12 protein-coding genes and 3 tRNA genes are annotated in these 15,904 nt (G+C 69.4%); 3 read left to right on the forward strand and 12 right to left on the reverse strand.

Annotation, left to right across the window (positions count from 1 at the left end):
• Nucleotides 1-288: 288 nt before the first annotated feature.
• The 3 genes from CHC02_RS23100 to CHC02_RS23110 are packed head-to-tail and all read right to left on the reverse strand — an operon-like array spanning nucleotide 289 to nucleotide 3,019.
• Nucleotides 289-1,155, reverse strand: a complete 867-nt coding sequence (locus tag CHC02_RS23100) for a rhomboid family intramembrane serine protease (protein ID WP_089393752.1) — start codon at nucleotides 1,153-1,155, stop codon at nucleotides 289-291.
• Nucleotides 1,152-2,135 (reverse strand): metallophosphoesterase, encoded by a 984-nt coding sequence (locus tag CHC02_RS23105; RefSeq protein ID WP_089393753.1) that lies wholly within the window; start codon nucleotides 2,133-2,135, stop codon nucleotides 1,152-1,154. Before CHC02_RS23105 ends, CHC02_RS23100 begins: the two co-directional genes overlap by 4 nt.
• On the reverse strand, nucleotides 2,132-3,019 hold the full coding sequence (locus tag CHC02_RS23110; RefSeq protein ID WP_089393754.1) for an NAD(+) kinase: 888 nt from the start codon (nucleotides 3,017-3,019) through the stop codon (nucleotides 2,132-2,134). Before CHC02_RS23110 ends, CHC02_RS23105 begins: the two co-directional genes overlap by 4 nt.
• 105 nt (nucleotides 3,020-3,124) lie before the next feature.
• Here CHC02_RS23110 and CHC02_RS23115 point away from each other — a divergent pair, with 105 nt between their 5' ends.
• The gene (locus CHC02_RS23115) at nucleotides 3,125-4,069 is read left to right on the forward strand and encodes a DUF1853 family protein (protein WP_089393755.1); all 945 of its coding nucleotides are present in this window, start codon (nucleotides 3,125-3,127) and stop codon (nucleotides 4,067-4,069) included.
• Between the two features lie 353 nt (nucleotides 4,070-4,422).
• Here CHC02_RS23115 and CHC02_RS23120 read toward each other — a convergent pair whose 3' ends face one another.
• The 3 genes from CHC02_RS23120 to CHC02_RS23130 all read right to left on the reverse strand — a co-directional run bounded on the left by CHC02_RS23120 (nucleotide 4,423) and on the right by CHC02_RS23130 (nucleotide 9,017).
• Nucleotides 4,423-5,322 carry a 1-aminocyclopropane-1-carboxylate deaminase/D-cysteine desulfhydrase gene (locus CHC02_RS23120; protein ID WP_089393828.1) on the reverse strand — a complete coding sequence of 300 codons (900 nt, stop codon included), beginning with the start codon at nucleotides 5,320-5,322 and terminating at the stop codon, nucleotides 4,423-4,425.
• Nucleotides 5,323-5,364: 42 nt separating this feature from the next.
• On the reverse strand, nucleotides 5,365-6,744 hold the full coding sequence (locus CHC02_RS23125; protein WP_089393756.1) for a chromosome partitioning protein ParA: 1,380 nt from the start codon (nucleotides 6,742-6,744) through the stop codon (nucleotides 5,365-5,367).
• Between the two features lie 233 nt (nucleotides 6,745-6,977).
• Nucleotides 6,978-9,017 (reverse strand): NADPH-dependent 2,4-dienoyl-CoA reductase, encoded by a 2,040-nt coding sequence (locus CHC02_RS23130; protein WP_089393757.1) that lies wholly within the window; start codon nucleotides 9,015-9,017, stop codon nucleotides 6,978-6,980.
• A 186-nt stretch (nucleotides 9,018-9,203) separates the two neighbouring features.
• On the opposite strand from CHC02_RS23130, the gene CHC02_RS23135 reads away from it, so the two are divergent.
• Together CHC02_RS23135 and CHC02_RS23140 are read left to right on the forward strand one after the other, a co-directional pair.
• A complete protein-coding gene (locus tag CHC02_RS23135; protein WP_089393758.1) occupies nucleotides 9,204-10,322 on the forward strand; it encodes a carbon-nitrogen hydrolase family protein in 1,119 nt (372 codons plus the stop codon).
• 2 nt (nucleotides 10,323-10,324) lie between these two features.
• On the forward strand, nucleotides 10,325-11,362 hold the full coding sequence (locus tag CHC02_RS23140) for an AraC family transcriptional regulator (RefSeq protein WP_089393759.1): 1,038 nt from the start codon (nucleotides 10,325-10,327) through the stop codon (nucleotides 11,360-11,362).
• A gap of 216 nt (nucleotides 11,363-11,578) precedes the next feature.
• Here CHC02_RS23140 and CHC02_RS23145 read toward each other — a convergent pair.
• From CHC02_RS23145 to purF, 6 genes are all read right to left on the reverse strand, one after another.
• Nucleotides 11,579-11,655: transfer RNA gene (locus CHC02_RS23145), tRNA-Asp, on the reverse strand.
• A 115-nt stretch (nucleotides 11,656-11,770) separates the two neighbouring features.
• Nucleotides 11,771-11,847 (reverse strand) — tRNA-Asp (locus CHC02_RS23150).
• 15 nt (nucleotides 11,848-11,862) lie between these two features.
• A tRNA-Val gene (locus CHC02_RS23155) sits at nucleotides 11,863-11,938 on the reverse strand.
• Between the two features lie 406 nt (nucleotides 11,939-12,344).
• Nucleotides 12,345-13,106, reverse strand: coding sequence for an SDR family oxidoreductase (locus CHC02_RS23160; RefSeq protein ID WP_089393829.1), 762 nt, complete (start codon nucleotides 13,104-13,106; stop codon nucleotides 12,345-12,347).
• Nucleotides 13,107-13,111: 5 nt separating this feature from the next.
• The gene (locus CHC02_RS23165) at nucleotides 13,112-14,323 is read right to left on the reverse strand and encodes an O-succinylhomoserine sulfhydrylase (protein WP_089393760.1); all 1,212 of its coding nucleotides are present in this window, start codon (nucleotides 14,321-14,323) and stop codon (nucleotides 13,112-13,114) included.
• A gap of 13 nt (nucleotides 14,324-14,336) precedes the next feature.
• Nucleotides 14,337-15,842, reverse strand: a complete 1,506-nt coding sequence (gene purF, locus CHC02_RS23170; RefSeq protein WP_043267465.1) for an amidophosphoribosyltransferase — start codon at nucleotides 15,840-15,842, stop codon at nucleotides 14,337-14,339.
• Nucleotides 15,843-15,904 lie beyond the last annotated feature (62 nt).

The following is a 15,904-nucleotide window of genomic DNA, read 5'->3' on the forward strand; positions in this document are numbered from 1 at the left end:
GATCAGGCGCACATGAGCGGATTTTCATCAGGGCTCGGGAGCGGATGTATCGCTCCATGAAGCCGGATATACGGCAGCAGTCGTACCCAAGTTCGAAAAAGCACGTCGGTCGCTGGCAAAACGGGAGGAGTCCATATACGTATAACGCTCCGCGTTATACGCCGGTTGGCCGTGGCCGCCAGCCTGCTCGCGGCCATGCGGGAAACCAATATTCCTGGCGCCGGTGATGAATGGGATGTTGCGGCGATGGGTATCGCTTCGCTCAATGCCATCCTACGGCGCCAAGGATCAGGCGCCGCGCCCGCGCGCCAGCAGCCCGCCCAGCGCGCCGGTCAGGCAGCCGATCACCAGCCCGCCGACATGGGCGCCGTTGGCGATGGAGCCGAAGCCCAGCAGGTCGATGACGCCGGACAGGCACACCAGCAGCCAGATCAGCATCATCGCCACCACGCCCCTGGGCAGGCGGTAGGCCGGGGTCGGCGCCAGCAGCTGGAAGATCCAGCAGTGCCCGAGCAGGCCGTAGAGCACCCCGGACAGGCCGCCGAACAGGCTCGGCCCGGAAGCCAGGTACTGCACGACGTTGGACACCAGGCCGAAGCCCAGGCTCAGGCCCAGCAGCAGGATGCCGCCCTGGCGGTACTCGATGCGCCGGCCCAGTTCCCAATACCACATGGCGTTCATCGCCAGGTGCAGCCAGCCGAAGTGGATCAGCATGGGCGTGAACAGGCGCCACCACTGCCCCGCCGCCAGGCCGTCGGCCAGCGGCTGGAACAGCACCCGGTCGGTGCCGACCAGCTGGAAGTCCTGGAAGGTGAACCAGCGCAGGGTGTCCGGGTTGCCGCCGAGCAGCGTCAGGGCGGCGACCACGAAGGTCACCAGCAGCACCGCGGCGGTCACCCGGCTGGCCCGGACCTGGGCCAGGAAGCCCGGCCCGCGGCGCCGTGGCTGGGCCGTGGCGGCCAGCTCGGAGTCGCCCTGGGGGTAGCGCCGGTAGAGGTCGCGCACCTGCTCGGCGAGGCTTTCGTCCGGCACCCAGAGCACCTGTTCGCCGGCCTCCTCGCTGACCCGGAAGGGCACGTTCAGGCGTTGCAGCAGGCCGACGAAACCGGCGAGGTCCGCCGCCAGGGGCAGGCGCATGGCCACTACCGCACTCACTCATCCTCTCCCGGACGCTTCACGTCCACCCAGACGAACTTGTCGCGCTGCAGGCGCGTCTCCTGGTCCAGCCGGTAGGCCACCAGCTTGCCGTACATGACCGCGCTGTAGTCCAGGCAGGCCAGGTTCGGGCGGATCGGCGCCGGCGTGCCGCTGCGCCAGTAGTGGCCGACGAACAGCAGCGGCTGGTCGGCGCCGTAGCTCAGCAGGCTGGACTTCTGCTCGGCGCTCAGGCGCTCGGCGGCCACCTCGTCGGGCAGCGCGTCGGGCTGGAAGACGATATCGCCGTAGGTCTCCGGCTCGCGGTCCTCCTCCCAGAACTTGGTGCGGAAGAAGGCCCGGGTGAAGCCGTCGCTGCCGGTCAGCGTCATGCCGTGGGGCAGGCGCATGTCGGTGCCGCGCAGCAGCCGGTTGCACACCTGGTAGGCGAAGCTGCCGTGCGCGGCGGAAGCCTGGACGAAGGCCTCGTCGATGCGCCCGTCGGGGAACTGCCGGCGCAGCGAGTCGATCAGCCCGTTGTCCCAGCAGGCATGGACCATGCGGAAGCGCCCGGCATCGAGGAACAGCGGCAGTTGCTGGAACCAGCCGAGGAAGTCGCGCCAGTCGCCGGGGTGGCCCTCGAACTGGTCGAGGGTCTCCTGGATCAGCCGCGCGTGCCGCGGGGTGTGCTCGCGCACGTACTGGCGGCCGCTGCCCGGCGCCGCCGGGGTGGACCAGCCGAGCAGGTTGAATTCGTGGTTGCCCATGATGCACAGGGCCTCGCCGGCGGCGACCATGTCGTGCACCCGGTGCAGGGCCTCGCGGATGCGCGGGCCGCGGTCGACGATGTCGCCGAGGAACAGCGCCTGGCGCCGCGGGTGGCGCCACACGCCGCCGTGCAACTGGTAGCCCAGCCGCTCCAGCAGGCGGTCGAGGGTGTGCGCGCAGCCGTGGACGTCGCCGATCAGGTCGTAGCCACGGCCCGGGTCGAGTTCGCTCACTCGGCGCTCCCCAGGCGGCTGCCCCAGCCGAGCTTGGTCCGGCAGACCTCGTAGTAGTTGTGGTCGATCGGGTGGATCAGGCGCAGCTTCTGCGGCTTCTTGCTCACCGTGACCATGTCGCCCGGCGCGCAGGTGAAGTGGTTCTGCCCGTCGCAGGAGACCTGCGGGTAGATCTGCATGTTCGGCGACACCACGATCTTCAGCTCGCTGTTGCCGTCGACCACGATGGGCCGGCTGGACAGGGTGTGCGGGTACATGGGCACGATGACGATGGCGTCCAGCTTCGGGTGCATGATCGGCCCGCCGGCGGACAGCGAGTAGGCGGTGGAGCCGGTGGGCGTGGCGACGATCAGGCCGTCGGCCTTCTGGCTGCAGACGAACTGGCCGTCGATGTGCAGTTCGAACTCGATCATCCGCGTCGACTTGCCCGGGTGCAGCACCACGTCGTTGAGCGCGTCGCCCTGGCCGATGGACTCGCCGTGGCGGCGCACCTGGGCGTCCAGCAGGAAGCGGCTCTCGACGATGTACTGGCCGCCGAGCACCTCGGCCACCTTGGTCTCCAGCTCGTCCGGGCGGATGTCGGTGAGGAAGCCCAGGCTGCCGCGGTTGATGCCCAGCACCGGCACCTTGTGCCGGGCCAGCGCGCGCGCCGCGCCGAGCATGCTGCCGTCACCGCCGACGACGATCACCAGGTCGCAGATCTCGCCCATGATCTTCCGCGAGCAGGTCTGCAGGCCGTGGCCGGGCAGCACTTCGGCGATGGTGTCCTCGAGGATCACGTGCAGGTGCCGCTCGGTCAGGAAGCGCTTCAGCCGACGGATGGTTTCCAGCACCTGGGTGCTGCCGAGGCGGCCGATGATGCCGATATTGCGAAAGGATTCCATGAGACTCCAGGCGGCGGTGCGAGCGGGAATGACGGAATTATGGGGGAAACCCCCGAACAGCGGCAAACCCGCGCGGCAGCGCGGGCGTTCGGCTAGGCTGCACAAATGAAGCCGACCGCCCATCTGCTCGAAGAGCTGCTAGCCGAACTACGCCAACCCGCGGTGCGCGACCTCGCCTGGACGCTGCTCGGCGAACCCCTGCTGGATGCCGGCGCCCTGCCCCTGCGCCATCCGCTGGCGGCGAGCCGCTGGCTGGCCGAGCCACGGCTTCTGGGCGACTGGCTGCGCGCACAGGAAAGCGACAGCGAGGCGCTGCAGGCCTGGCTGCAGCGTTCGCCACAGCAACGCCTGGGGCGCTACTACGAGCGCCTCTGGCAGTTCGCCCTGCAGCAGGCCCCCGACCTGCGCCTGCTCGGCGCCAACCTGGCGGTGCGCGACAATGGCCACACCCTGGGCGAGCTGGACCTGCTGCTGGAGGACGACGACGGCTTGCACCACCTGGAGCTGGCCATCAAGCTCTACCTGGGCCCCAGCCGCCAGGGGCCGGACGACTGGCTGGGCCCCGGCGCCGAGGACCGCCTGGCGAACAAGCTGCGCCACCTGCGCGAGCACCAGCTGCCGCTCTCCTCCAGCCCGCACGGCCGCGCCCTGGTCGCCGGTTTCAGCCAGGCCCCGGTGCAAGCCGCGCTCTGGCTGGGCGGCTACCTGTTCTACCCCTGGCCCGGCGAGTGCCCGGCGCCGGAAGGCGCCAACCCCGGGCACCTCGGCGGTTCCTGGCTGCACCGCCGCCACTGGCCCCTGTACCGCGCCCAGGGCGCGGGCCGCTGGCAGCCGCTGCCACGCGGCGAATGGCTGGCCCCGGCGTGCAAGACCGACGACGAAAGCTGGACGCCGGAACGCTTCGACGCCTGGCTGGCGCAGCTGCCGGCAGACGCCTTCCCGCAGTTGCTGGTGCGCCTGGAGCAGGACCGGGGCGAATGGCACGAGGCCGAGCGGCTGTTCCTGGTCGGTGACCAGTGGCCAAGGGTGCATAACGGGTATTCCCATTGAGAGGAGCATGGCTCGCTCCTACGAAGAGCACCGCGGCGCGGTCGGCAAGACAGTCTCGCCTGCGTCCGTGCCCTCCAGAAACCGTAGGGCGCATGACCGTTCGCGGTTATCCGCCGTCGGCCCGAGCGCCATGGCCATATGGGTGCCAGATGAGCCGTCCGATCGGCGGATAACGCTTCGCGTTATTCGCCCTACGCGTTCGCCGTGGGGTACGGCATATACCTGTAGGAGCGGGCCCTGCCCGCGATTTCGCGCGCAGGGCGCGCTCCTGCAGGGGAATGGCGTGGGTGGGGCGGCGAGCGGATCTCATCCGCGATCCGCGCTGATCTATCCGGCTGGCGCGAACGAATGCCCTACGGCAATCGCCGCAAGCGCGCTTCCATCGCCCGCCGCCCCTGCAGGCCACCGCTGTGCACGGCGATCAACCGGCTGCCAGGAGGCACACGGCCGGCGCGGACTTCGTCATGAAGGGCCAGCAGCAACTTGCCGGTGTACAGCGGCTCCAGCGGCACGCCGGTCGCCGCCTCGAAGTCGGCCATGAACCGCGCCAGCCCGGCGTCCACCTTGCCGAAACCGCCGCGGCTGGCGTCCAGCAGGCGATAGCCGGCGTCTTCGCGCCCCGCCTCGGCCAGCAGGCGCGGCAGCATGGCTTCCACGCCATGGCCGGGCGGCACCGCCAGGGCGCCGGTCACCGGGTGCGCGCCCCGCTCGCCCAGCACCAGCCCGGCCAGGGTGGTGCCGGTGCCGCAGGCGGCCCAGAGCTGGTCGTAGCCGTTCCAGCCGATGCCCGGCAGTTGCCCGGGCAACTGCGCCACCAGCGGCGCGCAGCCCAGCGCACCGGGCAGGCCGCCACCGCCCTCGTCCACCGCCAGCAGGCGTGGGTAGCGTTCCCGCCAAGTATCCCAGAAGCCTTCGGCATGGCGCTCGCGGTAGCCGGCGTAGCCGAGCCAGTGCAGTTGCATGCCCCAGGCGCGCAGGTCGCGCACCGTGGGCGTGTCCTGCTCGTTGCCGCGCAGCAGGCCGACGCTGGCGAAGCCGAAGCGCTGGCCGGCGGCGGCCAGGGCGTGCAGGTGGTTGGAATGGGCGCCGCCGAGGCTGATCAGGCCGTCCAGGCCCTGTTCGGCGGCCTGGCGCAGGTAGGGCGCCAGCTTGAACCACTTGTTGCCGGACACCCGCTCGTCGACCTGGTCCAGGCGCAACAGGGCCAGCTCGACGCCGGCCCGCTCCAGCCAGTGGAGGCGCACCTGTTGCAGCGGGGGTAGCGGGCGCCAGTCGGGGAGTCGCAGGGCGGCCACCTAGCCCGCGGTCACGCCGCGCAGACCGCCGCTGGTCTTGTGCCGGGCGCAGCAGTTGCTGTCGCCGTCGACGAAGCGGCCGGGGGTATCCACCCGGTCGACCGGCAGCGCGCAACGTTCGCCGTTGGACAGGTGGCCGTCGCAGGTCGGCTGCTGGTAGTGGGCCAGCCACTGGCGGTACTGGGCTTCGGAGACGAAGCATTTGGCGGCGGCGTAGGCCATGGGGTTTTCCTGGTAGCGCGGGATGTCCTGCAGGGGAATGGTCAGGTGCCCGGCGCCGGGATGATAGACGACGAAGATCACCCCGAGCGAGGCCAGCTTCTCCAGCACGGCGTCGTCCTGGGGCCTGGCCGCCTGGGCGGCCAGCTCGCGGCGCAGGGCCTCGTTGTCCTGCTGCAGCTGGCGGTCCAGCTCGCTGCGGTAGCTCAGCTCGGCGTCGCGCACCGCCAGCTGTTCCTTGTACTGGGCGATCACCGCCGCGACCTTGGCATCGGCCTCGCCTTCGAATTGCGCGCGCAGCTCCTCCAGTTCCACGCGCCCCTGCTGCTCGATGCTGCGCAGTTGCGCGGTCAGCTCCTCGCGGCCGCGCTGGAAGCCGTCCACCCGCTCGTCCAGCTCGCGGCGCAGGCCGGCGTTGATCTCTTCCTCGCGCTTGAGCCCCTCGCGCAGCGCCGCCAGCTCGGCCCGCAGCACCTTGACCTGTTCCTCGGCGCCCAGGCGCAGGCGCTGCAGTTCCTGCTCGTGCTGCTGGCTCAGGCTGGACAGGCGCGAGGCCTGCTGGCCGAGCAGCTCGGCGGTCTTCTGCCGGTGTTCCTCCAGCATTGCCTGGGCCAGCTTCTCGGCCTGCTCCCGCGGGTCTTCCGTCGGCGCCGCGTACCACTGGTGCTCGGCGGCGACCTTCAGGCGCTGCGGCTCGACGGCGACGGGCTCCTCCTCGACCAGCAGGCCGAGGTGGTTGCGGCGGATGGCGTCGCGCAGCATCACCAGGTGGTTGTTGCCCGTCACCAGGCTCGGGTCCCACAGGTGCATCTGGTGCCAGGACACCGGGCACTGGCTGCGGCAGGCCAGGCGGATGGGCCCGGCGCCCATGTCCGGGCCGCGCCCGGCGCGGTCGGCGAGCTGGCGCAGCGGCAGGTTCCAGCCGCGGTCGGCCTCGCCGTTGTCGTCGAAATCCAGGTAGAAGAACACCGCCGCCTTGACCTGCAGGCGTCCGTTGATCAGCACGTAGGCCAGGCGCATCTGCCGGTCGGCGTATTCGTGCATCTGCACGACGTTGTCGAGCAGGGCCTCGAATTCGGGATAGAGCATCTGCTTGCAGATGCCTCGCTCATCGAAGAAGGCCACGGCCTCGACCATCTGAGGCTTCTTCTGCAGGCTCATGACGGGACCTCTGGACTGTCGCGAACAGGGTTGGGCCCGCAGAGGGGCCGGCGGCCGGGCCTCGAGCGCACCGGTGCCGGGGCAAGTCTAGGGGAAATGGTGACGCAGGCAATGTGACTGGGTTGGCAGTCGCTCGGCCGTTCGTAAGAAAGCGACGTACGACAGACGGAAAACTGTGACGGGTTCCGCCCTTTGCCGCCCGGACAGCGCGTCCGGGCGGCAGGGACGGTGGATCAGAGTTCGGCGGCCAGGCGCGAACCCTGGTTGATGGCGCGCTTGGCGTCCAGCTCGGCGGCCACGTCGGCGCCGCCGATCAGGTGCACCTTCTGCCCGGCGGCGACCAGGCCGTCGTGCAGCTCGCGCAGCGGCTCCTGGCCGGCGCAGACGACCACGGTATCCACCGGCAGCACCTGCGGCTCGCCTTCTTCGCCGATGCGGATGTGCAGGCCGGCGTCGTCGACCTTGAGGTACTCGACGCTGTTGAGCATCTGCACCCGCTTGTTCTTCAGCCCGGTGCGATGGATCCAGCCGGTGGTCTTGCCCAGGCCGTCGCCGACCTTGGACTTCTTGCGCTGCAGCAGGAACACCTGGCGCGCCGCGGCATGCGGGTGCGGCTGGATGCCGGCGACGCCGCCGCGGGCCTCCAGGGCCTCGTCGATGCCCCACTCCTTCCAGAAGGCGTGGCGGTCCAGGCTGGTGGATTCGCCGTCGTGGGTGATGTACTCGGAAACGTCGAAGCCGATGCCGCCGGCGCCGATCACCGCCACCTTCCGCCCCACCGGCTTGCGTTCGAGGATGGCGTCCAGGTAGCTGATCACCTTCGGGCTGTCGATGCCGGGGATGGCCGGGGTGCGCGGGACGATGCCGGTGGCCAGGAGGATCTCGTCGAAGCCGCCACGGGCCAGGTCGTCGACCGACACGCGGGTGTTCAGGCGCACGTCGACGCCGGTGGTCTCCAGCTTGCGCTTGAAGTAGCGCAGGGTCTCGTAGAACTCTTCCTTGCCCGGCACGCGCTTGGCCACGTTGAACTGCCCGCCGATCTCGCCGGCGGCGTCGAACAGGGTCACCTGGTGGCCACGCTCGGCGGCCACGGTGGCGGCGGCCAGGCCGGCCGGGCCGGCGCCCACCACGGCGATCTTCTTCACGTGGGTGGTGGGGATGTAGTTCAGCTCGGTCTCGTGGCAGGCGCGCGGGTTGACCAGGCAGCTGGTCAGCTTGCCGCCGAAGGTGTGGTCCAGGCACGCCTGGTTGCAGCCGATGCAGGTGTTGATCTCGTCCGCGCGGCCTTCGGCGGCCTTGTTGACGAAATCCGGGTCGGCGAGGAACGGCCGGGCCATGGAGACCATGTCGGCGTCGCCCTCGGCCAGCACCTGCTCGGCCACTTCCGGGGTGTTGATGCGGTTGGTGGTGCACAGCGGGATGCCCACCTCGCCGCGCAGCTTGGCGGTGACCTTGGTGAAGGCCGCGCGCGGCACCTTGGTGGCGATGGTCGGGATGCGCGCCTCGTGCCAGCCGATGCCGGTATTGATGATGGTCGCGCCGGCCTTTTCGATGGCCTTGGCCAGCAGGACGATCTCGTCCCAGGTGCTGCCGCCCTCCACCAGGTCGAGCATCGACAGGCGGTAGATGATGATGAAGTTCGGCCCCACCGCCTCGCGCACGCGGCGGACGATCTCCACCGGCAGGCGCATGCGGTTCTCGTAGCTGCCGCCCCAGCGGTCGGTGCGCTGGTTGGTGTGGGCGACCAGGAACTGGTTGATGAAGTAGCCTTCCGAACCCATGATCTCGACGCCGTCGTAGCCGGCTTCCTGGGCCAGCGACGAGCAGGTGACGAAGTCCTGGATCTGCTTCTGGATGCCCTCCTCGTCCAGCTCGCGCGGCTTGAACGGGTTGATCGGCGCCTGGATGGCGCTGGGCGCCACGGATTTCGGGCTGTAGGCGTAGCGCCCGGCGTGGAGGATCTGCATGCAGATCTTGCCGCCGGCCTCGTGCACCGCCTGGGTGACGACCTTGTGCTTCTCGGCCTCCTCATGGGTGGTCAGCTTGGCCGCGCCGGCGTACACGCCGCCTTCCTCGTTCGGGCCGATGCCGCCGGTGACCATCAGGCCGACGCCGCCGCGGGCGCGCTCGGCGAAGTAGGCGGCCATGCGCTCGAAGCCGTTCGGCTTCTCTTCCAGGCCGGTGTGCATCGAGCCCATCAGGGTGCGGTTGCGCAGGGTGGTGAAGCCCAGGTCCAGGGGCGCGAGCAGGTGCGGGTAGCGGGCGGCGGTCATGATTCCTCCACATCGGGCATGGTTGCCGGGGCCTCGGACGGGCCACGGTCGGTATGGGGCAGACTCTAAGCAGCGCCCGGGGCGCGCTCAATGACCGGAAATGACAACTTACTGATCGAAGATGACAGCACGGCTTGGCAAGCCGGCGCCGCTCCCCTACCCTGGCAGCCAGTCCCGGAGCCCTGCATGCGCAAGCTGACATTCCTCATCCTGGTCACCCTCTTCGCCGCCTACGCCGGCTGGGCCGAGCGCCGCCCGGTGGGCCACTACCTGTCCGACCTGCGCAGCCAGGTGGTGCTCAACCAGGGCGCGCCCTCCGAACGCGGCAACCTGCTCGGCGTGCAGCCGGAGCTCTACGCCGCCGACTACCAGAACGTCGAGCGCCTGCGCCTGAAGCTTGCGGCCTACCTGGAGAAGGCCCGCAGCGAGGGCCTGCTCGGCCCGCGCACGGTGGTGGTGTTCCCCGAGCACATCGGCACCTGGCTGGTGGCCGCCGGCGAGAAGCCCGAGGTCTACCAGGCGCAGCACCTGGCCGAGGCCATGAAGTGGATGGCCGTCAGCAACCCGGTGAAGCTGGCCCGCGGCTGGCTCATCGCCAAGGGCCGCGACCGCTTCACCGACGCCCTGTTCCGCATGAAGGCGGTGGACATGGCCCACGACTACCAGACGCTGTTCGGCGGCCTGGCCCGGCAGTTCGGCGTGACCCTGGTGGCCGGCTCCATCGTCCTGCCCAACCCCAGGGTGGAGGACGGCGTGCTGGTCACCGGCAACGGCAGCCTGTACAACGCCAGCCTGGTGTTCGGCAGCGACGGCAAGCCCCTGGGCCAGCCGCAGCGCAAGGTCTTCCCCGTCGACGACGAGAAGCCCTTCATCCGCGCCGGCCACAGCGACAACCTGCAGGTGCTGCAGACCCCCGCCGGGCGCCTGGGCGTGCTGATCTGCGCCGACGCCTGGTACCCGATCAACTACGCGGTGCTGGCCTCGGAAAAGGTCGAGCTGCTGGCGGTGCCCGCCTTCCTCACCGGCAACGGCCAGTGGCAGCGGCCCTGGCGCGGCTACGACGGCGGCCGCACGCCTTCCGACGTGCAGCTCAAGCCCGGCACCCTGAGCGAAGGCGAGGCCTGGCAGCAGTTGGCCCTCGGCGGACGCCTGGCCGCCAGCGGCGCCCAGGCCGGCATCGCGGTGTTCCTGCGCGGGAAGCTGTGGGACCTGGGCAGCTCCGGCCCCGGCCTGGTGGTCGACCGCGGCGGCCAGCAGCTCGCCGAGGACGGCCCGGGCGCACGCCTGATCAACCTCTGGCTGTGACCATGAAGCAACCGGGCATGCGGCTGGGCGACCTCTCCATAGGTTTCGTCCACGGCCTGGCCGACGCCCTGGAAGAGCGCGGCGTGCCGGCGCAGCCCCTGCTGCTGCAGTATGGCCTGGACGCGGCGCGCCTGGCCGAGCCCGGCGGGCGCCTGTCGATCCCGCGCTACATGCGCCTGGGCCATGCCGCCATCCAGCTCAGCGGCGACCCCGCGCTGGGCCTGCGCATGGGCCAGTTCAGCCGCCTCCAGCAGCTGGGCCTGGCCGGCGTCAGCGCCGCCCTGGCTCCCGACCTGCGTGCCGCCAGCCGCGCGCTGATCCGCTTCGAACCGCTCTACGCGCAGAACTACCGCGGCCGCTCGAGCCTCGCCGAGGACGCCGGCGGCGCCTGGCTGAGCTTCTACTCCATCAGCCCCTACAACGCCTACAACCGCTTCGTGGTGGATTCGGTGCTGGCCGGCTGGCTCAGCTACCTCGGCCGCATCGCCGGGCAGGCGGTGCGCCCGCTGCGGGTGGAGATCGAGTACCCGGCGCCGGACTATGCGGCGCGCTACGAGGAATTCTTCAGCTGCCCGGTGGAGTTCGGCGCCGGCGCCAACCGCTTCCGCCTCGACCAGGCCACGCTCTCCCTCGGCAACCGCGAACATTGCCCGAGCACCTGGCGCCAGTTGCTGGAACTCTGCGAGAAGGAACTGGAGCAGTTGACGCGCACCCGCAGCCTGCGCGAACGCGTGGTGCAACTGCTGGGGCCGCTGCTCAACGGCCGCGAGCCGGACCTGGAGGAGGTCGCCGCGCGCCTCAAGCTGCCGACCTGGACGCTGCGTCGCAAGCTGGCCGAGGAAGGCACGCAGTTCCGCAGCATCCTCAACGAGACACGCCGCGACCTGGCGATGATCTACATCCGCGACACGGACCTGGCCTTCGGCGAGATCGCCTACCTGCTCGGCTTCGCCTCGGCCGAGGCCTTCCAGCGCGCCTTCAAGCGCTGGAACGGCCAGCCGCCGGGGGAATACCGCCGCGCGCAGCGGCAGGCCGGCTGATCACATCTCGGTGGCGTCGTCCGCCGGCTCCGGCGGATCGCACTCGGCGCGGTGCGCTTCAAGCAGTTCTTCCTGGTAGTCGTCCATTGGCGGCCCCTCTCCCGTTCGACAAGGCAATGGGTCCAGCCTGGACGGCCCGGATGACCGCCGCATGACCGCGGGTTTTCCCGGCGCAACGAAAAGCCCCCAGGCATGGCTGCCTGAGGGCTTTGAATATGGCGCAGCGGACGGGACTCGAACCCGCGACCCCCGGCGTGACAGGCCGGTATTCTAACCGACTGAACTACCGCTGCGCGTCGGCTGGACTTGCGTCCAAGGGTGTTACGGCCTTCCATCCTGCCTGTCGCTACGGAGCCTTCGCTCTACGTGGCGGCGAGTTCGGGGTGGTGAACTCCAGGAGGGGGAAGATGGCGCAGCGGACGGGACTCGAACCCGCGACCCCCGGCGTGACAGGCCGGTATTCTAACCGACTGAACTACCGCTGCGCGTAACTTGCGAGATGGTGGGTGGTGACGGGATCGAACCGCCGACCCTCTGCTTGTAAGGCAGATGCTCTCCCAGCTGAGCTAACCACCCTTCGTCTCGAAGTGGGGCGCATTCTACCGGGGACGAATCCTAAGTCAATGCCCTGATTGAATTTTTTTTGGAATTTCGCGTTCGCAGAAACGCGAATGCACGGATCCCTGCGTAGGGCGCATGACGCCCACGGCGTTATCCGCCGTTTTTGTGTCGGGTTTCGGTAGCGGACAATCGCGGACGGAGTCCGCTCCTACGCCGCCCCGCCTCCCGTTCTCCTGTAGGAGCGCGCCCTGCGCGCGAATCGCGGGCAGGGCCCGCTCCTACAGCTCCAAGGAAGCAAGGTTGTATTAGGACTCGCGCCGAGGTGCTCTTCGTAGGAGCGGACTCCGTCCGCGATCCGGCCACCGGGCCCAAACGAAAAAGGGCGGCCCCCGGGCCGCCCTCCTCCGTCACCATCCCGACCTCAGTCGAGATAGATCATCTTGCGCGTCATGCCGCCGTCGACGACGAACTCCTGGCCGCTGACGAAGCCGGCGTTGTCGCCCAGCAGCCAGGCCACCAGCGCAGCGACGTCTTCCACCGTGCCGACGCGGCCGACCGGGTGCTGGTCGTGATCCAGCTCGGTGAGCGGCACCGCTTCGCGCTCGTGGCGGTCGCGGGCGTCGATCCAGCCGGGGCTGACCGCGTTGACGCGGATTTCCGGGCCCAGGCTCATGGCCAGCGCGTGGGTCAGCGCCAGGAGGCCGCCCTTGCTCGCCGCGTAGGCTTCGGAGCTGCGTTCGGACTGGTGCGCGCGGGTCGAGGCGATGTTGACGATGCTGCCCTGGTGCGCCCGCAGGTAGGGCGCGCAGTGCTTGGCCAGCAGCATCGGGCCGCTGAGGTTCACCGCCAGGGTGCGGTTCCACTCGTTGAGCGTCAGGCTCTCCAGGGGCGTGATGCCCGGGCGAGCGATGGCCGCGTTGCACACCACGGCGTCGAGGCGGCCGAACTGCCCGAGCACCTCGGCCACGGTCTGCGCCACCTGGCTCTCCTGGGACACGTCCAGGGCAATGAACCAGGCCTTGTCGCCCAGCGCCTCGGCGACCTTGGCGCCGCGCTCGCGGTCCTGGTCGACCAGCACCACCTGCCAGCCCTCGGCGATCAGCCAGGCGCCGATCCCCAGGCCGATGCCCCGCGCCGCGCCGGTGACCAGCGCGACCTTGCCGTTGCCGATGATCGATGCCAGGTCGCTCACAGTGCCGCCAGGCCTCGTGCCAGGTCCGTCTTGATGTCGTCGACGTCTTCCAGGCCCACCGCGACGCGGATCAGGTTGTCGCGGATGCCGGCGTTCGCGCGCTCCTGCGGCGACAGGCGGCCGTGGGAGGTGGTCGCCGGGTGGGCGATGGTGGTCTTGGTGTCACCCAGGTTGGTGGTGATGGAGATCATCCGGGTAGCGTCGATGAAGCGCCAGGCCGCGGCCTTGTCGCCCTTCACCTCGAAGCTGACCACCGCGCCGAAGCCCTTCTGCTGGCGCTTGGCCAGCTCATACTGCGGGTGGCTGGCAAGGCCGGCGTAGTAGACGCGCTCGATGCCCGGCTGCTGCTCCAGCCACTCGGCCACGTCCTGGGCCGCGGCGCAATGCGCCTGCATGCGCACGCGCAGGGTTTCCAGGCCCTTGGTGAAGATCCAGGCGTTGAATGGGCTGAGGGTCGGGCCCGCGGTGCGCAGGAAACCGACCACGCCTTCCATCAGCTTGCGGCTGCCGGCGACCACGCCGCCCATGCTGCGGCCCTGGCCGTCGATGTACTTGGTCGCCGAGTGGATCACCACGTCGGCGCCGAGCTTCAGCGGCTGCTGCAGCGCCGGGGTGCAGAAGCAGTTGTCCACCGCCAGCAGCGCGCCGTGGGCGTGGGCGATCTCGGCCAGGGCGGCGATGTCCACCAGCTCGGCCAGGGGGTTGGACGGCGACTCGACGAACAGCAGCCGGGTGTTCGGCTTGATCGCCGCTTCCCAGGCCTTGAGGTCGCTCAGCGGCGGGTAGTCCACCTGCACGCCGAAGCGCTTGAAGTACTTCTCGAACAGGCTGATGGTCGAGCCGAACACGCTGCGCGAGACCAGCACGTGGTCGCCGGCGCTGCAGTGGGTCATCACCAGCGAGAGGATGGCCGACATGCCGGTGGAGGTGGCCACCGCCTGCTCGGCGCCTTCCAGGGCGGCGATGCGCTCCTCGAAGGTGCGCACGGTCGGGTTGGTGTAGCGCGAGTAGACGTTGCCCGGCACCTCGCCGGCGAAGCGCGCGGCGGCGTCGGCGGCGCTGCGGAACACGTAGCTGGAGGTGGGGAACAGCGCTTCGCCGTGCTCCGCCTCCGGGGTGCGTTGCTGCCCGGCGCGTACCGCCAGGGTGTCGAAGGCCGCGCCTTCCAGGTCACTGTCCAGGCGACCGGCTTCCCATTCCTGTGCCATCCCCTGCTCTCCTTCAGTCGTTGTACAGGTCGATGATGGCGCTGACCGCGTTGGCCTTGGCCTTGGTCGCGTCGTTGCGCGCCTGCTCGATCCGGTTCAGATAGGCTTCGTTGACGTCGCCGGTCACGTACTGGCCGTCGAAGACCGCGCAGTCGAAGTGCTCGATCTTGATCTTGCCGCCGCCGACCGCGTCGATCAGGTCCGACAGGTCCTGGTAGACCAGCCAGTCGGCGCCGAGCAGCTCGCACACCTCTTCGGTGCTGCGGTCGTGGGCGATCAGTTCGTGGGCGCTCGGCATGTCGATGCCGTAGACGTTGGGGTAGCGCACGGCTGGAGCTGCGGAGCAGAAGTAGACCTTCTTCGCCCCGGCCTCGCGGGCCATCTGGATGATCTGCTTGCTGGTGGTGCCGCGGACGATGGAGTCGTCCACCAGCATCACGTTCTTGCCGCGGAACTCCAGCTCGATGGCGTTGAGCTTCTGGCGTACCGACTTCTTGCGCGCGGCCTGGCCGGGCATGATGAAGGTGCGGCCGATGTAGCGGTTCTTGACGAAGCCTTCGCGGAACTTCACGCCCAGGCGGTTGGCCAGCTCCAGGGCGGAGGTGCGGCTGGTGTCCGGGATCGGGATGACCACGTCGATGTCGTGCTCCGGGCGCTCGCGGAGGATCTTCTCGGCCAGCTTCTCGCCCATGCGCAGGCGCGCCTTGTACACCGAGATGCCGTCCATCAGCGAGTCCGGGCGGGCCAGGTAGACGTGCTCGAAGATGCACGGCGAGTATTTCGGGTTGGCCGCGCACTGGCGGGTGAACAGCTTGCCTTCCTCGGTGATGTACACCGCCTCGCCCGGGGCCAGGTCGCGGATCAGGGTGAAGCCGAGGACGTCCAGGGCCACGCTTTCCGAGGCGATCATGTATTCCACGCCGTTCTCGGTGTGGCGCTGGCCGAAGACGATCGGGCGGATCGCGTTGGGGTCGCGGAAGCCGACGATGCCGTAGCCGGTGATCATCGCCACCACGGCATAGCCGCCGACGCAGCGGGCGTGCACGCCGGCCACCGCGGCGAAGACGTCTTCCTCGGTGGGCTGCAGCTTGTTGCGCACCGCCAGCTCATGGGCGAAGACGTTGAGCAGCACTTCCGAGTCGGAGTTGGTGTTGACGTGGCGCAGGTCGGACTCGTAGATCTCCTTGGCCAGTTGCTCGACGTTGGTCAGGTTGCCGTTGTGCGCCAGGGTGATGCCGTAGGGCGAGTTGACGTAGAACGGCTGGGCCTCGGCCGAGCTGGAGCTGCCGGCGGTCGGGTAGCGCACGTGGCCGATGCCGACCTTGCCCACCAGGCGCTGCATGTGGCGCTGCTGGAAGACGTCACGGACCAGGCCGTTGTCCTTGCGCAGGTAGAGCCTGTCGTCCTGACAGGTGACGATGCCGGCAGCGTCCTGGCCGCGATGCTGGAGAACGGTGAGCGCGTCATACAACGCCTGATTGACGTTCGACTTGCCCACGATACCGACGATGCCACACATGCGACGCAACCCCTAGTTGGTTTACAGGCTAAAAAATCCGTTCCCGCCGCCCCCCATCGGGG

The sequence above is a fragment of the Pseudomonas delhiensis genome, from assembly GCF_900187975.1.
GTDB lineage: Bacteria > Pseudomonadota > Gammaproteobacteria > Pseudomonadales > Pseudomonadaceae > Pseudomonas > Pseudomonas delhiensis.